The organism is Kitasatospora sp. NPDC015120 (assembly GCF_043080305.1).
GTDB lineage: Bacteria > Actinomycetota > Actinomycetes > Streptomycetales > Streptomycetaceae > Kitasatospora.
The window spans coordinates 108,589-129,727 of record NZ_JBIBVJ010000009.1 but is presented as its reverse complement, the minus strand read 5'-3'; the positions used below and the strand labels follow the sequence as shown (position 1 = coordinate 129,727).

The 21,139-nt window shown below is 72.5% G+C and carries 21 protein-coding genes; 6 read left to right on the top strand and 15 right to left on the bottom strand.

Translation table 11 applies throughout. From position 1 onward, the window contains the following. Nucleotides 1-41: 41 nt before the first annotated feature. From ACF1AK_RS21910 to ACF1AK_RS21885, 6 genes are read right to left on the bottom strand one after another with little or no spacing between them, the layout of a single operon-like run. Nucleotides 42-1,022 carry an ABC transporter substrate-binding protein gene (locus tag ACF1AK_RS21910; RefSeq protein ID WP_391500489.1) on the bottom strand — a complete coding sequence of 327 codons (981 nt, stop codon included), beginning with the start codon at nucleotides 1,020-1,022 and terminating at the stop codon, nucleotides 42-44. 51 nt (nucleotides 1,023-1,073) lie between these two features. Next, on the bottom strand, nucleotides 1,074-1,826 hold the full coding sequence (locus tag ACF1AK_RS21905) for an amino acid ABC transporter ATP-binding protein (RefSeq protein ID WP_391500594.1): 753 nt from the start codon (nucleotides 1,824-1,826) through the stop codon (nucleotides 1,074-1,076). Between the two features lie 56 nt (nucleotides 1,827-1,882). Next, a complete protein-coding gene (locus tag ACF1AK_RS21900; protein ID WP_391500488.1) occupies nucleotides 1,883-2,914 on the bottom strand; it encodes an amino acid ABC transporter permease in 1,032 nt (343 codons plus the stop codon). Nucleotides 2,915-2,966: 52 nt separating this feature from the next. Then, nucleotides 2,967-3,917: an ABC transporter substrate-binding protein gene (locus ACF1AK_RS21895; protein ID WP_391500487.1), complete on the bottom strand. Its 951-nt coding sequence runs from the start codon at nucleotides 3,915-3,917 to the stop codon at nucleotides 2,967-2,969. 25 nt (nucleotides 3,918-3,942) lie between these two features. Further along, a complete protein-coding gene (locus tag ACF1AK_RS21890; protein WP_391500486.1) occupies nucleotides 3,943-4,440 on the bottom strand; it encodes a GNAT family N-acetyltransferase in 498 nt (165 codons plus the stop codon). Further along, nucleotides 4,437-5,606 (bottom strand): LLM class flavin-dependent oxidoreductase, encoded by a 1,170-nt coding sequence (locus ACF1AK_RS21885; RefSeq protein ID WP_391500485.1) that lies wholly within the window; start codon nucleotides 5,604-5,606, stop codon nucleotides 4,437-4,439. The genes ACF1AK_RS21890 and ACF1AK_RS21885 overlap by 4 nt, the downstream gene beginning before the upstream one ends. 672 nt (nucleotides 5,607-6,278) lie before the next feature. Here ACF1AK_RS21885 and ACF1AK_RS21880 point away from each other — a divergent pair. The 4 genes from ACF1AK_RS21880 to ACF1AK_RS21865 all read left to right on the top strand — a co-directional run bounded on the left by ACF1AK_RS21880 (nucleotide 6,279) and on the right by ACF1AK_RS21865 (nucleotide 12,627). Continuing rightward, a complete protein-coding gene (locus tag ACF1AK_RS21880) occupies nucleotides 6,279-7,292 on the top strand; it encodes an amino acid ABC transporter permease (protein WP_391500484.1) in 1,014 nt (337 codons plus the stop codon). Continuing rightward, nucleotides 7,289-9,211 (top strand): FAD/NAD(P)-binding protein, encoded by a 1,923-nt coding sequence (locus ACF1AK_RS21875; protein ID WP_391500483.1) that lies wholly within the window; start codon nucleotides 7,289-7,291, stop codon nucleotides 9,209-9,211. Before ACF1AK_RS21880 ends, ACF1AK_RS21875 begins: the two co-directional genes overlap by 4 nt. 490 nt (nucleotides 9,212-9,701) lie before the next feature. After that, the gene (locus tag ACF1AK_RS21870; protein WP_391500482.1) at nucleotides 9,702-11,987 is read left to right on the top strand and encodes an FdhF/YdeP family oxidoreductase; all 2,286 of its coding nucleotides are present in this window, start codon (nucleotides 9,702-9,704) and stop codon (nucleotides 11,985-11,987) included. After that, nucleotides 11,980-12,627: a CatB-related O-acetyltransferase gene (locus ACF1AK_RS21865; RefSeq protein ID WP_391500481.1), complete on the top strand. Its 648-nt coding sequence runs from the start codon at nucleotides 11,980-11,982 to the stop codon at nucleotides 12,625-12,627. The genes ACF1AK_RS21870 and ACF1AK_RS21865 overlap by 8 nt, the downstream gene beginning before the upstream one ends. A gap of 76 nt (nucleotides 12,628-12,703) precedes the next feature. Here the strand turns inward: ACF1AK_RS21865 and ACF1AK_RS21860 are convergent, their stop codons facing one another. From ACF1AK_RS21860 to ACF1AK_RS21820, 9 genes are all read right to left on the bottom strand, one after another. Beyond that, on the bottom strand, nucleotides 12,704-13,231 hold the full coding sequence (locus ACF1AK_RS21860) for a DUF6879 family protein (RefSeq protein ID WP_391500480.1): 528 nt from the start codon (nucleotides 13,229-13,231) through the stop codon (nucleotides 12,704-12,706). A 167-nt stretch (nucleotides 13,232-13,398) separates the two neighbouring features. Beyond that, nucleotides 13,399-13,839, bottom strand: a complete 441-nt coding sequence (locus ACF1AK_RS21855) for a hypothetical protein (protein ID WP_391500479.1) — start codon at nucleotides 13,837-13,839, stop codon at nucleotides 13,399-13,401. A gap of 76 nt (nucleotides 13,840-13,915) precedes the next feature. Beyond that, nucleotides 13,916-14,149: a DUF397 domain-containing protein gene (locus ACF1AK_RS21850; RefSeq protein ID WP_391500478.1), complete on the bottom strand. Its 234-nt coding sequence runs from the start codon at nucleotides 14,147-14,149 to the stop codon at nucleotides 13,916-13,918. Nucleotides 14,150-14,322: 173 nt separating this feature from the next. Beyond that, a complete protein-coding gene (locus ACF1AK_RS21845; RefSeq protein ID WP_391500477.1) occupies nucleotides 14,323-15,171 on the bottom strand; it encodes a helix-turn-helix domain-containing protein in 849 nt (282 codons plus the stop codon). Between the two features lie 6 nt (nucleotides 15,172-15,177). After that, nucleotides 15,178-15,696: a DUF6879 family protein gene (locus tag ACF1AK_RS21840; RefSeq protein WP_391500476.1), complete on the bottom strand. Its 519-nt coding sequence runs from the start codon at nucleotides 15,694-15,696 to the stop codon at nucleotides 15,178-15,180. Beyond that, complete coding sequence (locus tag ACF1AK_RS21835; RefSeq protein ID WP_391500475.1) at nucleotides 15,677-15,940, bottom strand: hypothetical protein; 264 nt, start codon at nucleotides 15,938-15,940, stop codon at nucleotides 15,677-15,679. The genes ACF1AK_RS21840 and ACF1AK_RS21835 overlap by 20 nt, the downstream gene beginning before the upstream one ends. 228 nt (nucleotides 15,941-16,168) lie before the next feature. Beyond that, nucleotides 16,169-16,465, bottom strand: a complete 297-nt coding sequence (locus ACF1AK_RS21830; protein WP_391500593.1) for a DUF397 domain-containing protein — start codon at nucleotides 16,463-16,465, stop codon at nucleotides 16,169-16,171. 362 nt (nucleotides 16,466-16,827) lie between these two features. Further along, on the bottom strand, nucleotides 16,828-17,403 hold the full coding sequence (locus ACF1AK_RS21825; protein ID WP_391500474.1) for a hypothetical protein: 576 nt from the start codon (nucleotides 17,401-17,403) through the stop codon (nucleotides 16,828-16,830). 10 nt (nucleotides 17,404-17,413) lie between these two features. Continuing rightward, nucleotides 17,414-19,135: a C40 family peptidase gene (locus tag ACF1AK_RS21820; protein WP_391500473.1), complete on the bottom strand. Its 1,722-nt coding sequence runs from the start codon at nucleotides 19,133-19,135 to the stop codon at nucleotides 17,414-17,416. A gap of 336 nt (nucleotides 19,136-19,471) precedes the next feature. Here ACF1AK_RS21820 and ACF1AK_RS21815 point away from each other — a divergent pair, with 336 nt between their 5' ends. Both ACF1AK_RS21815 and ACF1AK_RS21810 read left to right on the top strand, forming a co-directional pair. Then, entirely contained in the window at nucleotides 19,472-20,674 is a 1,203-nt protein-coding gene (locus ACF1AK_RS21815) for an anion permease (RefSeq protein WP_391500472.1), read from the top strand. Nucleotides 20,675-20,703: 29 nt separating this feature from the next. Next, nucleotides 20,704-20,958, top strand: a complete 255-nt coding sequence (locus ACF1AK_RS21810; RefSeq protein ID WP_391500471.1) for a hypothetical protein — start codon at nucleotides 20,704-20,706, stop codon at nucleotides 20,956-20,958. Nucleotides 20,959-21,139 lie beyond the last annotated feature (181 nt).

The window sequence follows — 21,139 nt, the reverse complement described above, 5'->3', positions numbered from 1 at the left end:
CAGGGGCGTTCGGGTGAACTACCCGGGGCCCGGGCCGGGACCTACGTCTTCGGCAGGCCGACCGGGTTGATCTCCGAGGTCTGCACGGCCTCGGCATCCAGGCCCCAGCGCTTCAGCACCTGCCCGTAGGTGCCGTTGCCGATCACCTCGTTGATCGCCCCGTTCAGCGCCTTGACCAGGCCGTTGTCCTTCTTGGTGGTGGCGCCGATCTTGCCGAGCACCGCGGCCCCGGCGCCCGAGTAGGTGCCGATCACCTCGGTCTCGCCGGTCTGCACGGCGTGGAAGGCGGTCACCGGGTTGGGGCCGACGTAGATGTCGATCCGGCCGGAGGAGAGCGCCAGGTAGTAGTCCGAGGAGCTCTGGAAGTACTTGAGCTCGGCCGGCTTGAGGCCGTTGCGCACGTTCTCCTCGTTCCAGGCGACGAGCAGCTTCTCCTGGTTGGTGCCGGAGCTGACGGCGACGGTCCGCCCGGCGATGTCCTTGGGGCCGGTGACCTTCCAGCCGCTGCCCTTCTTCGCCTCGAAACCGAGGATGTCCAGGCGGTAGGTGGCGAAGTCGTACTTCTCCTTGCGGGCCTCGGTGACGGTGATGTTGGAGAGGCCGACGTCGTACTTGCCGCTGTCCAGGCCGACGAAGATGTTCTCCCAGGAGACCGGGTTGAACTCGATCTCCAGGCCGAGCACGTTGCCGATCAGCGAGGCGAGGTCCGGCTCCACCCCGATGATGGTCCGGTCGTCGTTGGCGTAGAAGTCCAGCGGCGGCGTGGTGCCGAGCGAATCGACCACGGTCAGCTTGCCGCGCTTTCTGATCTCCTCCGGCACCAGGGCCGCGATGGCCTCCACCTTGGGCGTGGTGACGCGGTTCTGCTGGGGCGTCAGGTTCACCGTGGTGCCGTTGGGCGCGGTGCTGCCCTTCGCGGGGGCGAGGTCCGCCGCGACGTCCGAGGAGCTGCCGCAGGCGGCCAGGGTGAGGGCGGCGGCGAGCGCGGCGGCGGTCACGAGGGCGCGACGGGGTAGGGACATGGCGGTACTCCTGCCGGTGAGAGGGGGGTGGTGCCGGTGAGGTCCGGCGGGTCAGAGGACCTTGGCCAGGAAGGCCCGGGTCCGCTCGTGCTGCGGCTCGTCGAGGACCGCCCGCGGCGGGCCCTGTTCGACCACGACGCCGCCGTCCATGAAGACCACGGTGTCGGCGACCTCGCGGGCGAAGCCGATCTCATGGGTGACCACGATCATCGTGGTGCCGCTCCGGGCGAGGTCCTTGACGACGTCCAGCACCTCGCCGACCAGCTCCGGGTCGAGCGCCGAGGTCGGCTCGTCGAACAGCAGCACCTTCGGGTCCAGCGCCAGCGCCCGGGCGATCGCCACCCGCTGCTGCTGGCCTCCGGAGAGCTGGCGCGGGTAGGCCTGCGCCTTCTCGGCCAGGCCCACCCGTTCGAGCAGCTCCAGCGCCCGGGCCCGGGCCTCGGACTTCGGCCGGCGCAGGGCGCTGACCGGGGCCTCGGTGAGGTTCTCCAGCACGGTCAGGTGCGGGAAGAGGTTGAAGTTCTGGAAGACGAAGCCGATGTTGGTCCGCTGCCGCAGGACCTCGCGCTCCTTGAGCTCGTGCAGCCGGTCCCCGGAGCGGCGGTAGCCGATCAGCTCGCCGTCGATCGCGACGAAGCCCCGGTCCACCTTCTCCAGGTGGTTGATCGAGCGCAGCAGGGTGGACTTCCCGGAGCCGGACGGCCCGAGCACCACGGTCACCGAACCGGCCGGCACGTCGAGGTCGACGCCGCGCAGCACCGCGTTCGGGCCGAAGCTCTTCCACAGGCCGCGCACCTGCACCATGGGCGGCGCCGCGGGCACCTCGGCCCGCTCGCCGGCGGATTCCTTGACGAGGGTGGTCACGAGCGTCCTCCGGTTGCGGCGGTGGTGGTGGCGGTGGCGGTGCGGGCGCGCAGGCCCCCGACGAACGCCCGGGCCCGCTGGAGCGGGGTGGGCGGCGGGGTGCGGTCGGCGCCGCGGGCGAAGTAGCGCTCGACGTAGTACTGGCCGATCGACAGCACGGTGGTCAGCAGCACGTACCAGACGGTGGCGACCATCAGCATCGGCACCACCCGGCCGGTGCGGCCGTACACCACCTGCACCTGGTAGAAGAGCTCGCCGATGGCCATCACGTAGACCATCGAGGTGCCCTTGAACAGCGAGATCACCTCGTTGGCGGCGGCCGGCAGGATGCCCCGCATGGCCTGCGGCAGGACGATCCGCCAGGCCTGCCGCCAGCGCGGCACGCCGAGCGCGGTGGCGGCCTCGCGCTGGCCGGGGTCGACGGCGATCACGCCGCCGCGGATGATCTCGGCGGCGAACGCGGCCTGGTGCAGCCCGAGGCCGATCACCGCCGCGCCGAGCGCGCCCATCACGCCGACCGTCTCGAACTCCCCGAAGGTCGGCCCGAACGGGATGCCGAAGCCGAACCGCCGGTAGAGGTAGGAGAGGTTGAACCAGAAGACCAGCTGGACGATCAGCGGGATCGAGCGGAACACCCAGACGTAGGCCCAGGCGACGGACCGCAGGATGGCGCTGCGCGACAGCCGCAGCGCGGCCACCACGGCGCCCAGCAGGAAGCCCAGCACGGTGCCGTAGACGGTGAGTTCGACGGTCCGCCCGACCGCCCGCAGGATGGCGTCGGCGGAGAAGAACAGCCGGAAGGTGGCCCAGTCCCAGCCGGGGTTGGTGGCCAGGCCGTGGGCGAACTGGGCCAGCACGACGAGGGTGGCGAGGCCGGCCGCCCAGCGCCAGGGGTGCCGGGCGCGGACGGTGCGCAGCCCGGCCAGCTCGCCGAGGTCGAGCGGGGCGCCCGGGCCGGCGGCCGCGGCGGGTGCGGGTCTGCCGCCGGGTTTCGCGAGGGGTTCGGTGGTGCCGGTGACGGTGCTCATGGGGGACTCCTCCCAAGGGGCCCTGGACAGGGGGTCGCGGGTGCGCGGGCGGTCACTTGTGCTCGGGCGGGCTGATCTGGGACTCCTTCACGGCGGAGTCCGTCACCCCCCACTTGCGGAGGATCCGCTCGTACGTCCCGTCCTTGATCAGCTCGTTGACGGCCGCCTGGAACGCCGGGGTGAGCGGGGAGCCCTTCTTGAACGCGAAGCCGACGTCGAGGCGGTGGAACTCGCCGAGGAAGCGGGTGCCCGCGGCCTCCTGGGCCGCCTCGTAGCGCAGGCCGTTGATGGTCGACATGACGATGTCCACCCGGCCCTGCTGGAGGCTGGTCAGCCGGGCGCCGTTGTCGCTGAACGCCTTGACCTCGTAGGGCTTCTTGCCGGCGTCGGAGCAGGCGTTCTTCTTCGCGTTGAGCGTGGTCTCGAAGGTGGTGCCGGCGCCGGTGCCGATGGTCAGCCCGCAGAGCTGGACCAGGTCGGTGACCGGCTGGATCGAGGTGTTGTCCTTCTTGACCGCGAAGCCCTGGCCGTCGTCGATGTAGGTGACGAAGTCGATCGTCTTCAGCCGGGCCTCGGTGACCCCGAAGTTGCCGGTGCCGACGTCGTACTTGCCGCTGCCGAGCGCGGGCAGGATGGTCTCGAACGCCGCCTCCTCGCGCTGCACGGTCAGGCCGAGCACCTTGGCCACCGCGTCGGCGAAGTCGATGTCCAGGCCGGCGGCCTTCTTGGTGGCCTGGTCGGCGTAGAAGGCGGAGGGCGGGGTGCCGATCGAGACGCCGAACTTGACCGTGCCGGCGGTCCGGACGTCGGCGGGCAGCAGCGCGGCGGCGGCGTCCGACTTCTTCAGGCCGGAGACGAGGTCCTCGGCGGCGGCGGAGACGGCCTGCTGCCCCGGGCCCGCCGCGGCCACCGGCTTCGGGTCCGAACCGCACGCGGCCAGCGCCAGGACCGGCAGCAGGGCGGTGGCCGCGAGCAGGCGGCGGCGGACGGTGGTGGTTCTCACGGGTACGGGTGCCTTTCGGGGTGGGTCAGTGGAGGTGCTTCTCGAACGGCAGCGGGCCGATGGTCAGCGGGTCGGCGGAGACGTCGAACAGCGGGGTGTAGCCATTGGCCAGGTAGAGCCCGCGGGCCTCGGGCTGGCGCGGGCCGGTGGTGAGGTAGAGCCGTCGGTAGCCGGCCGCGGCGGCGGCCCGCTCCAGCTCGGCCAGCACCCGGGTGGCCAGGCCCCGGCGGCGGTGCGCCGAGTGCGTCCACATCCGCTTCACCTCGGCCGTCCGCGCGTCGAAGCGCTTGTACGCGCCGCCGGCCACCGGCCGGCCGCCCTCCAGCAGGAGCAGCAGGACGCCGCCGTGCTGCTCGGCCCAGCTGTCCGCCGGGTAGCGGGTCATCTCCTCGTGGGCCTCGGGGCCGTAGCGGCGGACGTACTCCTCGGTCAGCTCGCGCACCAGCGGCTCGGCGAGCGGGTCGTCGATGTGCACCCGGCGGACCTCGAAGCCGAGCGCCGTCGCACCGCCCGCGCCCGTCACGCCTGGACCGCGATCAGCTGATGCCGGTCGTGCTCGGCGCGCCCGGCCCGCTCGGCCTCGGCGGCCGCCTTGGCGGCGTCCCGCTTGGCGACCTCCTCGCGGACGATCGGGATCACGTACCGGCCGAAGTCGACGGCGTCGTCGACCAGGTGGTAGCCGCGCGCGGAGAGGATGTCCACGCCCAGGTCGTAGTAGTCGAGCAGCGCCTGGGCGACCGTCTCCGGGGTGCCGACCAGCGCGTTGGAGTTGCCCGCCCCGCCGGTGGCGGCGGCGGTCGGCGTCCACAGCGCCCGGTCGTAGCGCTCGCCCGCCTCGGCGATCTCCAGCAGGCGCTGGGAGCCGGTGTTCTCGGGTGCCGCGGCCCCGGCCGGGCGGCCGCGGCGGACCAGCTCGCCGCCCTCCCGGCGCGCCCGGATCGCGGCCACCGTCCGGTGCGCCTTCTCCCAGGCCAGCTCCTCGGTCGGCGCGATGATCGGCCGGAACGCCACCTGGATCCGCGGCAGGTCGCTGCGCCCTGCGGCCCGCGCCGCCTCCTTCACCCGCTCGATCTGCTCGGCGGTGCGGGCCAGCGGCTCGCCCCAGAGGCAGTAGACGTCCGCCTCGGCGCCGCCGGCCGCGTAGGCCGCCGCCGAGGAGCCGCCGAAGGAGACCCCGGGGCGCGGCTGCTGCACGGGGAAGACGTCGGAGACGAAGTCACGGAAGCGGTAGTGCGCGCCCTCGTGGTCGAAGGGCTCCCGGCTGGTCCAGGCCTTCTTGACGATCCCGATGTACTCCCTGGTCCGGGCGTACCGCTCGTCCTTGGTGAGGAAGTCGCCCTCGCGCTGCTGCTCGTGGTCGTTGCCGCCGGTGATGAAGTGGACGGTGAGCCGGCCCTCGCTGATCCGGTCCAGGGTGGCGAAGGTCTTGGCGGCGAAGGTCGGGTACGAGACGTTCGGGCGGTGGGCGAGCAGGATCTGCAGGGTGTCGAGGCGGGCGGCGACGAACGCGGCGGCGGGCGCCGGGTCGGGGGCGCCGGAGCCGTAGGCGAACAGCACGCGGTCCCAGCCGTGGTCCTCGTGGGCGCGGGCCAGCCGCAGCGTGTAGTCGCGGTCGAACGCGGCGGTGGTGCGCGCGGTGGTCTCGGTACCGTCGGCGGTGGCGGCGATGCCGAGGAATTCGACGGGCATGGTGGCGGAGCCTTTCGGGTCGTACGCAGTCCGGTGGGCTGCGGGTGGGCAGGCCGGAGGAAGCCCTGGCGGTGTGGCGGGCCGGGCCGTGGTGCGGGGAGGGCGGCGGGCACGTGACGGCCCGCGGGCGGACGGGGGAACTGCCGGAGCACAGCACGGTGAGGAGGGGAGGAGGGGCGGCGGCAGCGCGCGACCGACGAGCCGTCAGGAGGTGACGGCTCTCCCGGCCCGGGACGGGGCACCGAGGGAGGTCCCCGCGGGGGAGGACGGGGCCGGACGGACGGCCCGCTGCCGGGTCAGCCGCGACACGCCGCGGACCACACCCGACCGAAGTCGATGTGGTCGCGGGTGACCAGGGGCTGCTCGGCGTACATGGCCTCAAGTTGAGCAGCGAACCGCGCACGGCGTCAACCACCCTCCATTGCCACCGTGTTGCGATCTCCTGTCGCCCCGCGAAGCCTCCCGGGACCCGGCCGGGACCGGGCTTCCCACCCTTGACACCCGCCGCTCGCTCACGCGTACGATCGCGGCCGGAGTGCAGTGCACCGCCGGCCGTGTTGAGGGACGCGGGCCGGCCGCAACGGCCGTACGTGACCACGCCGTACCCCGCCCCGTGCGCCCGCGCGCCTCCCCGCGTGCGCGCACCTCCGCACTCCCGCCTGGAGCCCGAGCATGGCCACCCCGCCGGACGTCCTGCCCGCCCGCCCCCTCACCGGGGCCGCCGCCCCGCCGCCCGCGACCGCGCCCGACGCCGCGGCCGCCACCGCCCGGATCGTCCCCCGCCGCCGCCCCGGCCAATGGGTCTCCGCCGCTGTCGCCCTGCTGGTCTTCGCGATGGTGGTCAACTCGCTGATCCGCAACAAGGCGTTCCAGTGGGACGTGGTCGCCGACTGGTTCACCGCCACCTCCGTGCTGAACGGCCTGACCCTGACCCTCTGGCTGACCGCCGTCACCCTCGGCCTCGGCTTCCTGCTCGGCACCGTCCTCGCCACCATGCGGCTGTCCGCCAACCCGGTGCTGCGCACGCTCAGCTGGGTCTACATCTGGATCTTCCGCTCCACCCCGGCGCTGGTGCAGCTGCTGCTCTTCTTCAACATCGGCGCCCTCTACCCCACCCTCGGCCTCGGCATCCCGTTCGGCCCGGAGTTCCTCACCGTCCGCACCGTCAACCTGTTCGGCCCGACCCTCACCGCCGCCGTCGGCCTGACCCTGCTGGAGGCCGCGTACGCCGCCGAGGTGGTGCGCGGCGGCATCCTCTCCGTCGACCGCGGCCAGCTGGAGGCCGCCGCCGCGCTCGGCCTCGGCCGGTGGCGGGTGCTGCGCCGGATCGTCGTCCCGCAGGCGATGCGCTCGATCGTGCCGACCGCCGGCAACATGCTGATCAGCGCGCTCAAGGGGACCAGCATCATCAGCGTGCTGGCCGTCTCCGACCTGCTCTACTCGGTCCAGCTGGTCTACCTGCAGTCCTACCAGGTCATCCCGATGCTGATGGTCGCCACCATCTGGTACATCGTGATCACCACCGTGCTGTCGATCGGGCAGTACTACGTGGAGCGGCACTACGCGAAGGGCGCCACCCGCGAGGGGCTGCCGCCCACCCCGCTGCAGAAGGCCCGCGCCCGGTACCGGCGGCTGCGCGCCGCCGCGTCCGCGCCCGCCGGCCTGCCCGGGGAGGCCGGCCGGTGAGCGCCGTCCTCGTCATCGTCGGCGCCGGGCCGCGCGGCACCGGCGTCCTGGAGCGGATCGCCGCCAACGCGCCCGAACTGCTGCCCGCCGACCGGCCGCTGCACATCCACCTGGTCGACCCGCACCCGCCCGGCGGCGGCCGGATCTGGCGCCACGAGCAGTCCCCGCTGCTGCGGATGAACTCGATGGCCGAGGACGTCACGATGTTCACCGACGAGCGCTCCACCATCGACGGACCGGTGCGCCCCGGCCCCTCGCTGGCCGAATGGGCCGCCGCCGTCGAGGAGTTCGCCCCGTACCGGGAGATCACCGACCCGGACGTCCGGGCCGAGCTGCGCACCCTCGCGCCCACCGACTTCCCCACCCGGCGGGCCCAGAGCGCCTATCTGGACTGGGTGTTCCGGCGCGCCGTCGCCGACCTGCCGCCGCACATCACGGTCACCGTCCACCGGGACACCGCGCACCGCGTCGAGGGCCCGGCCGACGGGCCGCAGCGGGTCCACCTCACCGACCGGGTGCTCACCGCCGACCACGTCGTGCTCACCCTGGGGCACCTCGACTCCACCCCCGACCCCCGGTACGCCGCCGACACCGCCTTCGCCGACCGGCACGGCCGCGTCCACGTCCCGCCCGCCTACTCCGCCGACGCGACCGCCGAACTCGACCGCATCGCCCCCGGCGAGCACACCGTGCTGCGCGGCTTCGGGCTCGCCTTCGTCGACCTGGTCTCCCTGCTCACCGAGGGCCGCGGCGGCCGCTTCGAGCCGGACGGCGCGGGCGGCCTGGTCTACCGCCCCTCCGGCCGCGAGCCCGTCCTGCACGTCGGCTCCCGGCGCGGCGTCCCGTACCACTCCAAGACGGCCTACCGCCTCCAGGGCCCGCGCCCGCCCCTCCCCCGCTACTTCGACGCCGCCGCCGTCGACGCCCTGCTCGACCGCCCCGGACCGCTCGAACTGCGCCGCGACGCCTGGCCGCTGATGGCCAAGGACATCGGCTTCGGCCACTACCACGAGCTGTTCCACGCCCACCCCGCACGCACCGCCCTGCCCTGGGCGGAGTTCCTGGCCGGCTACGACGCCCATCCCTGGGCGTCCCCGGAACTGCACGCCCTGGTCGAACGGGCCGTCCCCGACCCGGCCGACCGGCTCGACCTCGAACGCCTCGACTTCCCGCTCGCAGGCCTCGAACTCGGCTCCGCCGAGGAGCTCCAGCACTACCTGCGCCGCTACATCACCGAGGACGCCGACCGCCGCGCCGACCCCGCCCACAGCGCCGACCTCGGCGCCTTCCTCGCCCTGCTCTCGCTCTTCGGCCAGCTGCCCCGGCTGCTCGGCTCCGGCCGGCTCACCGCCCGCTCGGTGGCCGAGGAGGTCGACGAGTGGTTCTTCGGCTACTTCAGCTACCTCGCCTCCGGCCCGCCCGGCTTCCGGCTGCGCCAGCTGCTCGCGCTCTCCGAGGCCGGGGTGGTCCGCTTCCTCGGCGCCGGCATCCGGGTCGAACGCGACGAGGCCGGCGGCACCTGGCGGGCCCGGGGCACCACCGTGCCCGGCCACAGCGTCACGGCCACCGCGCTGGTCGAGGCGTACCTGCCCAAGCACGCGCTGGCCCGCACCCGTGACCCGCTGCTGCGCGATCTGCACCGCACCGGGCGGATCACCGAGGAGGTCGTCACCGACCCGGAGTACACCCACCGCTCGGGCCTGGTCACCATCCGCCCCGGGGACAGCCGAGTGCTCGACCCGGCCCTCGACGGTGACGCGCACCCCCGCCGCACCGCGCTCGGCCCGCACACCAGCCTGCGCGCGGCCGCCGCCTTCGCCCGTCCGCGCACCGACTCGCCCGGCTTCCGGCAGAACGACGCCGCCGCCCGGGCCCTCCTGTGCGCCCTCGCCCGCGCCGACTCGGCGGTGCCGGCGTGACCGCCGCACTGTCGGCGGTGGCGGCGGCGGCGGCGGTGGTGGCGGTGGCGGCGGTGGGCGCGGGTGGGGCCGCCGGGCCCGCCGGCCGGGCGCGGCGGGCCCGTCACGGCCGGGCCGTCCCGGAGCACGGCGGTCAGGGTGCGGCCGGTGAGCAGCTCCATCACCAGGTACGTCACCCGCCGGCCGGCCAGCTCGCCCTCGCCGAGGTCGTGCACGGTGACGATGTGCGGGTGGGAGAGGTTGCCGGCCGCGCAGGCCTCCCGGACGAACCGCAGCGCCGCCTTCTGCTGGTCCTCGCCGTGGTGGTTGATGACCTTCACGGCCACCGGCCGCCGCATCCGGGCTATCCGCGCCGCCCCGCCGCCCGCCCTCCCCCGTTCCTCCCCGTCCTCCCCCGTTCCTCCCCTGCCGCTCCCGGCCCCCGGGTGCGAGGATGGCGGCAGGCCCCGCGACGAGACGGCGGCCCCCGCACCAGCCGAGGAGCGCAGTCATGGCCAAGCAGGCGCCGCAGAGCGACCCGGCGCAGGACGCCCCCGAGGTGTCCGCGCGCCAGCACGCGGCCGCCGGGCTGCCCGCCGTCGGCCACAGCCTGCGGATGGCCACCGAGCAGATGAGCGCCCGCCGCACGATCAGCACCCTGCTCAAGGTCAACCAGCCGGACGGCTTCGACTGCCCCGGCTGCGCCTGGCCGGAGCCCGGGAAGACGCACACCGCCGAGTTCTGCGAGAACGGCGCCAAGGCCGTCGCCGAGGAGGCCACCGAGCGCCGGATCCGCGCCGAGTTCTTCGCCGCCCACCCGGTCGCCGAGCTGGCCGGGCGCTCCGGCTACTGGCTCGGCCAGCAGGGCCGGCTCACCCAGCCGATGTTCCTCGACGAGGGCGCCACCCACTACACCCCCGTCTCCTGGGACGACGCCTTCGCGCTGATCGCCGAGGAGCTGCGCGCCCTGGACACCCCGGACGGCGCCGCCTTCTACACCTCGGGCCGGACCAGCAACGAGGCCGCGTTCGCCTACCAGCTGTTCGCCCGCCGGCTGGGCACCAACAACCTGCCGGACTGCTCCAACATGTGCCACGAGTCCTCCGGCTCGGCGCTCACCGAGACGCTCGGCGTCGGCAAGGGCAGTGTCAGCCTCAAGGACCTCTACCAGGCCGATCTGATCATCGTCGCGGGCCAGAACCCGGGCACCAACCACCCCCGGATGCTCTCCGCCCTGGAGCGGGCCAAGCGCGCCGGCGCGACCATCGTCAGCGTCAACCCGCTGCCCGAGGCCGGGCTGGAGCGGTTCAAGAACCCGCAGCAGGCGCGCGGCCTGGTCGGCCACGGCACCAAGCTGACCGACCTGTTCCTGCAGATCCGCCTCGGCGGCGACCTCGCCCTGTTCCGTGCGCTCAACCAGCTGCTGCTGGAGGAGGACGCCGTCGACCACGCCTTCGTCGAGGAGCACTGCCACGGCTTCGAGGAGTTCGCCGCCGAGGCCCGGTCGACCTCCCGCGAGGAGGTGCTCGCCGCCACCGGGCTCCCCTGGTGGCAGATCGAGGAGCTGGCCCGGCTCACCGTCGCCTCGAAGAAGGTCATCGTCTGCTGGGCGATGGGCCTCACCCAGCACAAGCACGCCGTACCGACCATCCGCGAGGTGGTCAACTACCTGCTGCTGCGCGGCAACGTCGGCCGTCCGGGCGCGGGCGTCTGCCCGGTGCGCGGGCACAGCAACGTCCAGGGCGACCGGACGATGGGCATCTTCGAACGCCCCACCACCGCCTTCCTGGACGCACTCGGCCGGGAGTTCTCCTTCGAACCGCCGCGCGAGCACGGCCTGGACTCCGTCGACACCATCCGCGCCATGCGCGACGGCCGGATCGGCGTCTTCTTCGCGATGGGCGGCAACTTCGTCGCCGCCACCCCGGACACCGAGGTCACCGAGGCCGCGATGCGCCGCTGCCGGCTCACCGTGCACGTCTCGACCAAGCTCAACCGCTCGCACGTGATCACCGGCGCCCGCGCCCTGATCCTGCCCACCCTCGGCCGCACCGACCGGGACGTCACCGCCCGCGGCGCCCAGTTCGTCACCGTCGAGGACTCGATGGGCCAGGTCCACTCCTCGCGCGGCGGCCTGCGCCCGCCGGCCCCCGGTCTGCTCTCCGAGACGGCCATCGTCTGCCGCCTCGCCCGCGCCGTCCTCGGGCCCGAGGACACCGTGCCGTGGGAGGACTTCGCCGCCGACTACGACACCCTGCGCGACCGGATCGCCCGGGTCGTCCCCGGCTTCGAGAACTTCAACGACAAGGTCCGCCGCCCCGGCGGCTTCACCCTCCCGCACGGCCCGCGCGACTCCCGCACCTTCCCGACCGCCACCGGCAGGGCCAACTTCACGGTCAACCCGCTCACGGCGCCGGAGGTCCCGGTCGGCCGTCTCCTCCTCCAGACACTGCGCTCGCACGACCAGTACAACACCACCGTCTACGGCCTGGACGACCGCTACCGGGGCATCAAGGGCGGGCGGCGGGTCGTCCTGGTCGACCCGGCGGACGGCATCGAGCTGGGGGTCGCCGACGGCCAGTACGTCGACCTCGTCAGCGAGTGGACGGACGGCGTGGAGCGCCGCGCCCCGCACTTCCGCGTCGTCTACTACCCGGTCGCCCGCGGCGGCGCGGCGGCGTACTACCCCGAGACCAACGTCCTGGTCCCGCTGGACTCCACCGCCGACATCAGCAACACGCCCACCTCGAAGGCCGTGGTCATCCGCTTCGAGGCGGACAGTGGCGCCGATGCCTGACGCGGTGCCCGACCCGACGGTCCTCCACCCGATGCCGGAGCAGCCCCGCGTGGTGCTGCTCCGGCCGCTGGTGACGTCCCCGCTCATCGAGGTCGGCGAGTTCACGTACTACGACGACCCGGACGACCCGACCGCGTTCGAGACCCGCAACGTGCTCTACCACTACGGCCCGGAGCGCCTGGTCATCGGCAGGTACTGCGCCCTGGGCACGGGCGTACGGTTCCTCATGAACGGCGCCAACCACCGCGTGGACGGTCCGTCGACCTTCCCCTTCCCCATCATGGGCGGGGAGTGGGCTGCCCACTTCGACCTGCTCACCGGCCTCCCGAACCGGGGTGACACCGTCGTCGGCCACGACGTCTGGTTCGGCCACGGCGTGACGGTGATGCCGGGCGTCCGCATCGGCCACGGCGCCGTCATCGCCACCGGCTCCGTCGTCACCACCGACGTCCCCGACTACACCGTCGCCGGCGGCAACCCCGCCCGCCTCATCCGCCACCGCTACAGCGAGGAGCAGATCGCCCGCCTCCTCGCCGTCGCCTGGTGGAACTGGCCCACGGACCACATCACCCGACACGTGCGGACCATCATGTCCGGCACCGTGGAGGACTTGGAAGCCGCCGCCCCTGCCCCGGAGTAGGAAGTCGGCCCGTCCGACTTCCCACTCCGGGGCATCCCTGCCCGTCCGGGTCGTTGGTGCCGCTTGTCCGTTCTGTTCACGCGCCGTACTGAGCCCACCATTCCGCGAACGGCACGGAGTGCGCCATGGCGGTGTCGCGGTACGCCCTGAACTCGTCGAGCCGCGTGCGGTCGGGGAAGTCCGCACCGAGGTACGTGCCGTTGCCGTCGTAGTTCATCGCGGCCACCGTCTCGTCGTCGAACAGCCAGAAGTCCGGCGCCTGCGGAATCGGGTTCTCCCGCTCGGTGGTGTCCAGGATGAAGAACTCCTCCCCGGCCGCCATGTTGCGGTGATACCCCCACGCGAGTTCGAAGCGGAGGTAGTCGGTGAGCGGGCGGGAGAGGACGTGGACCCGGTACATGCGCTTCCCGGCACGGGCGGCCTCGGCAACCGTGCCCACCCAGTCGGCGGTCCGGTAGCTCTCGGGCTGTTCCTCCCCCGCGAGGAAGGCGTGAAAGGCGTCCACCCCACCGGACCGGCTGTAGTCGTCGAGCGTCTCCAGCCGGAATGCCACCTGTTCGAACGTCGAGAACCAGGTTCCCAGGGTCCTGGAGGAGGTTGTCACGAACGGCCCTTCTGATGAGTTCGACAAGGAAACCGGCTCGCCCCCGCCGGAAAAGCAACGACAGGTTGTGGAAGCTGCCCCCTCGCCCGGCCCGAGCGAGGAACAGCCAGGGTCTCCGACACCCGTCCGAGTGGGAAGTCGGCCCGTCCGACTTCCCACTCCGGGGGTCACCCTCGCCCGAGCGGGCAGGGCGGGGGCGGTTCCGCGGTGGGGTTGTGGGTGCGGGGGCAGGAGACGGCGGCGACGGAGCGCAGTTGCTGTCCGGGGGTCCAGTACGTCCACACCACGTCGTGGGGGTAGGTGGTGAGGAAGGCGCGGGCGTGGTCGAGCCGGAGTGATGCAGGGAGATCGCCCTCCAGGCCGGGAGCATCGGCGAGTTGCTTGCCGAGCCAGTCCAGGGCCTCGGCCGGGTCACTCGTGGTGTGCCTGATCTGGGAGGGCGGCTTGGCGAGCCAGTGCATGACCTCCAACGGCGGCGCCGGGCTGTTCCAGACCGGCCGCCGACCGTTCTGCGGCTCGGGAGGCCGCCGCTCGGTGTCCTCGGGCCGCTTGCCGCCGACCCAGGCATAGCAGTGCCAGTGAAGTGCGGGCCTGTGCCAGTGATCCATACGCGCCTACCCTTGGTGGATGGGTCGGCCCCGCCCCCAATTGGCGTGGGGGCGGGGCTGATTCGTTCCGGGCGTGTCAGACCGCCGTGTCGAACCGCGCCGGGTCGATCCCCGCCGCCGCCAACTCGGCCGTGCTGAACCGCAGCTCCGCACCCGGACGCTTGGTGTCACCCATCACCCACAGCCCGCCGGCCACGCCGGGCACCTCCCGCAGGGTCGCGCACGTCTCGTGCTCCGACTGCTGGTTGCCCCCGCACGCCCGGTACGCGGTCACCCCGACCGGGACCTCGATCCCGTACAGGTCGCTCATGGTCGTCCTCCTCCTCGACGCTGCGGAGAAACCGTCCCCGCACGGTCGTTCACCCCCCGGCCGGACTCCGAAGGCCCGGGGCCGGAGGTGCGCCAGCCCCTCGTCAGGACATGGCAACACGGTAGGAACGGCGGCGAGTTGGGATCCATCGGATTCTGCGGGATTGCACGATTTCACCCGAGAGCATCAATGGCGGCCGCGATCAGCGCACGGGCTCTTGAGCCGTAGACCGCCGTGTCCCCCAACATGGCGAAGGTGTCTGCGTACATCGCTACCTCACGGGGCTGGGTCAGTGTGAGGTGTCCGGAGACGAGTTCCACGTTCACCTGGGCGGTGTCGAAGATCCAGAACCCCTCGACCGGCATCCGAGCCCGGTTCAGCCGGGAAGGCACGATCCCGACACTGACGTTCGGCAACGTGCCTGCCGTGATCAGCCGCTCAAGCTGCTCCGCCTGAGTGTCCGCGTCACCGAGTCCGTTGCTGAGGACGGACTCCTCGATCAGGAACGCGAAGCGCCGCCGGCCGTCGCGCAGAACTCGCTGCCGTTCCATTCGTACGGCCACCGCATCGGCCACGTCGTCCAGCGGGACTCGCCGCCGCTGGACGGCGCGCAACACGTCCTCGGTGTAGCCGTGCGTCTGGAGGAGTCCGGGCACGAGCCATGAGGAGTAGGCCCGGAACCAGTACGTGCGCTCGAACAGCGGCAGAACGGCCTCCTGCGCCCTGCGCAGGCCCACGCTCTCCATGCGGCGCCACTCCACCCACATGCCCTCGACGGCACGGAGGGAGGCCACCAGGTCCGCCGCCTGGTCCTCCTTGCCGCACGCACGGCACCAGGCGAGCAGGTCCTCGGCGGACGGGGAGGTCTTGGCCGTGGAGATCCGGGACACCTTGGACGGATGCCAGCCGCACAGCGATGCGAGCTGCTTGCCGTCCAGCCCGGCATCCCTGCACATCTCACGGAGGCGGTCGGCAAGGACCTTCCGGGCGGCTTGGACGTGCGACGATCCCGATGCGGACACGATGGGTCAGGCCGGCCTGTAGTCCTCGTGCGGCGTCGCCCGCTCCCACACGGTTTCGAAAGCGGAGCCGACCAGGTCCACGACTGCCGGATCCGTTCGCCATTCCCTGTCCACGACCTCCCCTGCTCCGGAGAAGTACGTGAACAGAACGGCCGAACCGTCGAACATCCACAGGTCCGTTCCCGGCAGCGCGATGTCGGCCGCTTTCCGGCGGGGCAACCAGCGAACCAGTTCGCCTGCGGCGATGTTGGCGAACGTGAGGTCGTGCTCATATCTGATGTAGTCCGTCACCGGCTCCGACACGATCCGCGCCCGCCGCACGACCACACCCCGCCGAGTGGTCTCGCCCACCAGATCGGCCCAGGACCCCCACCAGTCGGGCAGTCTGGCAGGATCGTTGCCGTACCGGTGACCGGCGCGCCAACGCGCGAACTCGGGATCACCGGGCGTGTAGCTGTCGCGCATCTCCAGATGGACAGCGGAGCTCCGCGCCCCGGCCAAGCCCTCACGAACGGGGAACTTCACCGTTTCCACTTTCAGGTCGTGGGATGTAGCCGAGCATCACGGCCGGAAGCCGGATGATCGTCTCGTGACCCGGAACATCGGTGCTGTGACCAGGGACAGACCCGATCTCCTGGCACGCCCTCACCTCGTCTTCCGTGGCCTTGTAGGACTGGATCAGCAGATCCCCGGTGTCCTGGTCCAGCCAGATCGTCGGCGAGTCGTCAACGGGAGTGTTCGGGATGATCCCCAGGAAACGCAACCTCATGGCCTCTCCCTGTGCCGATCCGATTGCGCTCGGTTGCACGACTATCGCCCTGACAACCAATCTGCGCAAGGCCCGTGTCAGAGCAGATAACGATGGGCGCGGAGAGGGGTTCCGGTGGCCCCTTGCGCACGCAAGGGGCCACCGGAAGCAGCTACCGCACTGTCTCCGTGGAGCAGGAAGTCGGCCGATCCGACTTCCTACTCCACCCTGGACGACGGCTGGTGGGCCTCAGGCAAGGTGGCGGTCGAGTCGGCCGGCCTTGATCGAGTTGAGCAAGTCGGCAAAGACGGCGGGCGCGGCCCTGAGGATCGCGCCGGGCTCGTCGGACTCGCGCAGTTCGACCGCCTCCGTACCTGCGCGGACCTCAACGCACTCGTTGTTCGAGGCGCTGTAACTGGACTTCTGCCACTCCGAGCCACCCGGAGCAGGAAGTCGGTCCCGCCGACTTCCTATTCCTCGCTTTCCCGGTGGCCCCTTGCGAGAAGCAAGGGGCCACCGGAACCAACACTCCACTTCCCAGCGCATCACCAACAGGAAGTTGCCCCCGCCGACTTCCCACCTCTCCACCCACCCCCGTCGACCGACGACGAGCCGAAGAGACCTGCCGACACCGCCCGGAGTAGGAAGTCGGTCCTGCCGACTTCCTACTCCGCCTGCTGCTGGGCGCTGGTGAATTCGACGAAGAGCAGCGGCCCGGCGAGTGGCTGGGGCGGCCCCTTGCGACGCGCAAGGGGCCGACCAACAAACTCACGCAACTACCCACCACCAAGCCCAGGAGCAGGAAGTCGGCCTCGCCGACTTCCTGCTCCGGCCCCGGGCGTGGCCGGCGGTTCTCGCTGTGGGACGGGGGTGGATTCGGCGGCGGGAGGGGCAGGAGCAGGACGTGGTCAGCCGTTGTAGTACGTGAGGAACTCGGTGATCAGCTCGGGTGGGTTGGCGGCCGTGGTGGCCTCTTCCTCCCAGCCGGGGCTGTCCATGTCGAACACGACGATGGGCAGGGGGCGGCCGAAGATCCGCGCTACGGTGCCGCTCGCGTTCAGGTCGCGGGCAAGGGCGATCACGGTCTGCTGGAAGTGGGCCCGCAGCCGGTCCGCCTTGGCGGCGACCCCGGCGTCGTCCAGGCGGCGGGCGAGGTCGAACGGGCCGTCGTACCAGAGGCCCAACCGCCCGGCCTCCGCCTCCCACAGCGCGCCGCCGACCGGGTCCTCGGGGACGTGGCCGAGCCGGTCGAAGCCCTCCAGGATCCAGTGGGCGTAGTTCCAGCGCGCTTCGTCCGGGTCGGCGTCCGCCGCCGCCCGGTACCGGCTCTCGGTGTTGTGGCCGATGTCGACGTACGGACGCCGGTCGTCGGCGTCCGTCCGCCAGATGTTGAGGGCGAGGACGTAGACCTCGGACCTCACCCGCCCGGGCAACCGTTCCAGGATGCCCGAGCTCGCCCGCCGCAGATGAGCCGCGAAGGTCACCGGCGGCAGGTCAGTTCTGGGTGGGCGAAAGGCTCCCCGAGGCCGAAGCCGAGGCGCTGCCCGAAGCCGAGGCGCTGCCGGAGGCCGTGGCGGTGGAGGAGCCGGTGGCGGTCGGCGAGCCGGTACCCGTGCCGGTCGGGGTCGACGTCGGGGTGGACGCCGGGGTCTCCGTGGGCGTGCCCGTGGGAGTGCCGGTCGGCGTCCCCGTCGGCGTCCCGGTGGGCGTCCCCGTCGGGGTGGTCGTCGGGGTCTCGGTCGGCGTGCCCGTGGGAGTACCGGTCGGCGTCCCCGTCGGCGTCCCGGTGGGCGTCCCCGTCGGGGTACCGGTCGGGTCCGGGGTGCCCGGGGTCGGGGTGGGCGTGGTCGGGTCCGGGGTGCCCGGGGCCGGGGTCGTCGGGGTGACCGGCACCACCGGGACGACCGGCGGCACCGGCGTGCCGGGGTCGACCGGCGGCTGGTTCAGCGGGCTGGAGGCGATCGGGGTGACCGCGTCCCAGCCGGCCGGCAGGTCCGGCACCTTCCACGCGCCGCCCGCCTCGTCGGCCGCCCCGTCCGGGTCGGGCCGGACCGCGCCGAGGATCGGGTTGGCCCCGATCGGCCCGACCTTGACGTACGAGCCCGGCCGCGGCGCGTGCACCACGAGCCCGCCGCCGATGTACATCGCGACGTGCGTAGCGCCCGCGAAGTAGATGATCAGGTCGCCCGGCCGCAGCTGGTTGAGCGGGACGTGCTGGAGCTGCGCCCACTGCTCCTGGCTGGTGCGCGGGATCGGCTTGCCGGCGTGCAGCCACGCCTGGGAGGTGAGCCCGGAGCAGTCGAAGACGTCCGGCCCGGCGCCGCCCCACACGTACGGCTTGCCCAGCTGGGCGAGCGCCCAGGCGACCGCGGCCCGCCCGCCCAGCGAGGGGGTGCGCTCGCCCTGGCCGAGCACGCCGGTGGCCAGGAAGGCGAGCTGGGCCTCGTCGGCCTTGGCCTTCTCGACCTGCTCCAGCTCGGCGCGCTGGGCACCGGTGAGCGAGGAGACCAGCTGCTCGACGGCGGCGAGGTCGGCGGCCACCTTGGCCTTGGCGGCGTCCTGCTGGGCCACCAGGGTCTGCGAGGTGCTGAGGGCCTCCTCGTTCTGCTTCTGCAGCACGCTCAGCTCGTCGCGGTCGGCGGTCAGCTTGTTGAGGAACTCGGACTGCGAGCGGCTGGCGGCGGCGAGCAGCTCGGCGATGGTGACGGCCTCGTACGGGTCCTTGGAGAGCAGCAGCTCGGCGTAGGCGGAGGCGGAGCCGTTGCGGTACTGGGCGGCGGCGAGCTGCGCGGCGACGTCGGTGCCGGCGTCGACCTGCTTCTGCTGGCGCTCCACCTTGCCCTTGAGCTCGGCGACCGCGGCCTGCTGGACGGCGACCTTGTCGACGGCCGCGTTGTACTGCTCGGTCGCGGCCTCGGCGCCCTGGTACAGCGTGTGCAGCTGGTCGAGCAGCGGGCCGAGCGTGGCCTTGGCCTGGGCGAGCGGGTCCCCGGCGGCGTCCGCCACCGGAGGAGCCGTGGGAGCGGTGGGGGCGGTCGGAGCCGTCGGGGCCGGATCGGCCCAGGCCGCACCGGTGGCCAGCGGCAGCGACAGGGCGGCGGCCGCGAGGACGGCTCCGCAACGCAGCGCGGCGCGGACCCAGGCCGGCCGTCCACCGCCCGGCGCGCCCGCCGGCCGTCCGTCCGTCAGCTCCGCACGCCGTGCTGCCCCGCCCATGGATCTCGTCCTCCCCGCCCGCCCGCGTTCCGGCGTCCCCGGACCTCCGGCCGATCCTGCCATGGGTTACTCGCCGGAAACAGACCGCACCCGTACGGCCCGATGAATTTTTCGCCCCACCTGTGAGGCAACTCTCAGCAAATGGGGCGAAGCGGACGGATGTCCACTAATGTCCTGCCCAGCACGGCGGACGCCACCCTTGCGAAAGACCCCGGCCACCTCTCCGACACCGACGGAACCTTGATTCCGAGGCCAGTTCACCTTCCGTTCACCAAGCGTCCCTACCGTCGCGCACGACACCAACGTCAGTGCGACAACTACGACGATTGTTTGGGTATGGAACACATCTCGTTCCTGGTGGCCGTTGTGATCATCACGGCGCTCGCCTTCGACTTCACCAACGGGTTCCACGACACCGCCAACGCGATGGCCACCTCCATCGCGACGGGAGCCCTCCGGCCGAAGATCGCGGTCGCCATCGCGGCCCTCCTCAACTTCGCGGGCGCGTTCCTCTCCGTGAAGGTCGCCACCACCATCTCCGGCGGCATCGTCAACGAGAAGGCCGGTATCCATCCGGAGATCATCTTCGCCGCACTGGCGGGTGCCATCCTCTGGAACCTGCTGACCTGGCTGCGCGGTCTGCCGTCGAGTTCCTCGCACGCGCTCTACGGCGGCCTGATCGGCGCCACCGTCGTCGGGGTCGGCGCCAACGGCGTCAACTTCGACACCGTGGTCAGCAAGATCCTCATCCCGGCGATCGCCTCCCCGCTGGTGGCCGGCCTCGCTTCCTGGGGCGCCACCAAGCTCGCCTTCGCGATCACCCGCACGAGTGACGAGAAGACCGTCGGCAAGGGCTTCCGCACCGGCCAGATCTTCTCCTCCTCGCTGATCTCGCTGGCGCACGGCACCAACGACGCCCAGAAGACGATGGGCATCATCACCCTGACCCTGGTCTCGGTCGGCGCCCTGCCGAAGGGCGCGCTGCCCCCCACCTGGGTCATCGTCTCGGCCGGCGCCGCGATCGCGCTCGGCACCTACATGGGCGGCTGGCGGATCATCCGCTCGATGGGCAGCGGGCTGGCGGACATCACCCCGCGCCAGGGCTTCTCCTCCGAGTCGGCCGCCGCGACGGTCATCCTGACCTCCTCCAGCATGGGCTTCGGCCTCTCCACCACCCAGGTCTGCTCCGGCGGCATCATGGGCGCCGGCCTCGGCGGCCCGAAGGCCGAGCTGCGCTGGGGCATGGTCCGCCGCATGGTCTACACCTGGGGCCTGACCCTGCCGGCCGCCGCCACCGTGGGCGGACTCGCCGCCTACCTGGCCGAGCGCGGGAACTGGGGCGTCGCCCTGGTCGGCGCCGCCCTGGTGGCCGGCTCGGCCGCGATGTGGGTCATCTCCCGCCGCCAGCCGGTCGGTGCGGACAACGTCAACGACGTCAACGCCGCCGACGACGCCTCCGACGTCACCCCGGTCGAGGTCAGCCCGGCCGTGGTGCCCGCCGCCCCGACCACCCCCGCCTCGACCACGGTCGCGGCCTGACCGCCTTCGGCCGAGGAACTGGAACTCCCATGCACATCAAGTGGAACGCCCTGGCCCAGACCGCCGGTGTCAGCTTCGGCATCACCGTCGGCGTGGTCGCCGTCTTCGCCCTCGGCATCCTGGCCCTGTCCCGCCGCGAGGCCGCGCTCACCGCGCGCCGCGAGGCGGCCGGCCCGGGCGCCCCAGTGGCCGGCGGCAAGCTGGCCCTGGCCGGCGCGTACGCCTGCTTCGCCGTCTGCGGCGCGGCCGTCCTCTACGGACTGAGCCTGATCGCCAACAAGTAGCACAGCCGAACGCCCGAGGGCCGGGAGCGGGACCACCGCTCCCGGCCCTCGGGCGTTCCCGCCCCGGCGCGGTCCCGCGCCCGGCCGGCGCGGCGGCGGGGAGCGGGCAGGGACACGGTGGCACCGCACCCCCGACCCGCCCGGACAGACCGCCGCAGCACGCCGGAGGGCCGGGAGCGGA

Bases quoted from the DNA above. Each gene is read 5' to 3' on its own strand.
- ACF1AK_RS21855 (WP_391500479.1), bottom strand. From the start codon at position 13,839: ATGGATCACTGGCACAGGCCCGCACTTCACTGGCACTGCTATGCCTGG.
- ACF1AK_RS21885 (WP_391500485.1), bottom strand. From the start codon at position 5,606: ATGCCCGTCGAATTCCTCGGCATCGCCGCCACCGCCGACGGTACCGAG.
- ACF1AK_RS21850 (WP_391500478.1), bottom strand. From the start codon at position 14,149: ATGAGCGACCTGTACGGGATCGAGGTCCCGGTCGGGGTGACCGCGTAC.
- ACF1AK_RS21865 (WP_391500481.1), top strand. From the start codon at position 11,980: ATGCCTGACGCGGTGCCCGACCCGACGGTCCTCCACCCGATGCCGGAG.
- ACF1AK_RS21835 (WP_391500475.1), bottom strand. From the start codon at position 15,940: ATGAGGTTGCGTTTCCTGGGGATCATCCCGAACACTCCCGTTGACGAC.
- ACF1AK_RS21810 (WP_391500471.1), top strand. From the start codon at position 20,704: ATGCACATCAAGTGGAACGCCCTGGCCCAGACCGCCGGTGTCAGCTTC.
- ACF1AK_RS21905 (WP_391500594.1), bottom strand. From the start codon at position 1,826: ATGGTGCAGGTGCGCGGCCTGTGGAAGAGCTTCGGCCCGAACGCGGTG.
- ACF1AK_RS21815 (WP_391500472.1), top strand. From the start codon at position 19,472: ATGGAACACATCTCGTTCCTGGTGGCCGTTGTGATCATCACGGCGCTC.
- ACF1AK_RS21820 (WP_391500473.1), bottom strand. From the start codon at position 19,135: ATGGGCGGGGCAGCACGGCGTGCGGAGCTGACGGACGGACGGCCGGCG.
- ACF1AK_RS21900 (WP_391500488.1), bottom strand. From the start codon at position 2,914: ATGAGCACCGTCACCGGCACCACCGAACCCCTCGCGAAACCCGGCGGC.
- ACF1AK_RS21830 (WP_391500593.1), bottom strand. From the start codon at position 16,465: ATGCGCTGGGAAGTGGAGTGTTGGTTCCGGTGGCCCCTTGCTTCTCGC.
- ACF1AK_RS21870 (WP_391500482.1), top strand. From the start codon at position 9,702: ATGGCCAAGCAGGCGCCGCAGAGCGACCCGGCGCAGGACGCCCCCGAG.
- ACF1AK_RS21880 (WP_391500484.1), top strand. From the start codon at position 6,279: ATGGCCACCCCGCCGGACGTCCTGCCCGCCCGCCCCCTCACCGGGGCC.
- ACF1AK_RS21910 (WP_391500489.1), bottom strand. From the start codon at position 1,022: ATGTCCCTACCCCGTCGCGCCCTCGTGACCGCCGCCGCGCTCGCCGCC.